The sequence below is a fragment of the Pseudomonadota bacterium genome, from assembly GCA_039818985.1.
In the GTDB taxonomy this organism is placed as follows: domain Bacteria; phylum Pseudomonadota; class Alphaproteobacteria; order Sphingomonadales; family Sphingomonadaceae; genus Alterisphingorhabdus.
Genome location: JBCBSU010000003.1, coordinates 1 through 699 on the forward strand (window position 1 = coordinate 1; position 699 = coordinate 699).

The window sequence follows — 699 nt, forward strand, 5'->3', positions numbered from 1 at the left end:
AACGGACCCTGTTAGGCAGTGAAGTGGTGCTGGGGCTATTGCGGCTTAAGGTGGTGAAGCGGACAACGCGGCTCGTGAATGCGGCTCTGCCCGACCCATCGCGAGGCGCGGTTGACCATGATGGGAAACGAGGCCACGTCAGCGGCTAATTGACCTTTGGCCTCCGAAGGCGGAGGCCAGAGGTTCGAATCCTCTCGGGTGCGCCATTCCGGTTTGACCCCCGCAGATTTCCGCTAACGCCTTGAACGGCATAGCTATTTCTGGTGTTCGAAGCCCCTCTGCACGGCCGTAGTGCGGACGCTTGGCAAAAGCCAATCTGAGCACCGTTCTCTTCATCTCCAAGCCGCCATTCCTCCATATTTTCCAAGGGTTTGCCAGAAACGTCATGGCGTGTTCGAACATCTCCTCGAAGGTCCGTTGCGGTTGGCCGCTGTTGGCCAGCCATTCTTCCGCCCGAACCTTCTCCGCTTCGAGTGTGGCGATGCGGGTTTCATAAGCGGCGATGACCTTGGCGTTCGACGCCTCGACGATGCGCGAGACCAGCTTGTCGACCTCATTGTCGATGGCCTTGATTTGATCGCGTAGGGTTTGACGCATCGCTTGCTGCTGCGCGGCCCGGTGGCCCCAAGCGTCCGTGAACATGGCGCGCGCCATGCGGAACAGGCTTGCGGTCGGTTGAAGTCTGCGCAGCGTATCCTC

1 protein-coding gene is annotated in these 699 nt (G+C 59.9%); it reads right to left on the reverse strand.

Annotated features, from left to right (window positions below; translation table 11 throughout):
- Window positions 1-138: 138 nt before the first annotated feature.
- Window positions 139-699: recombinase (locus tag AAFX04_14700; protein MEO1046682.1), on the reverse strand; the 561-nt coding region annotated here is incomplete at its 5' end.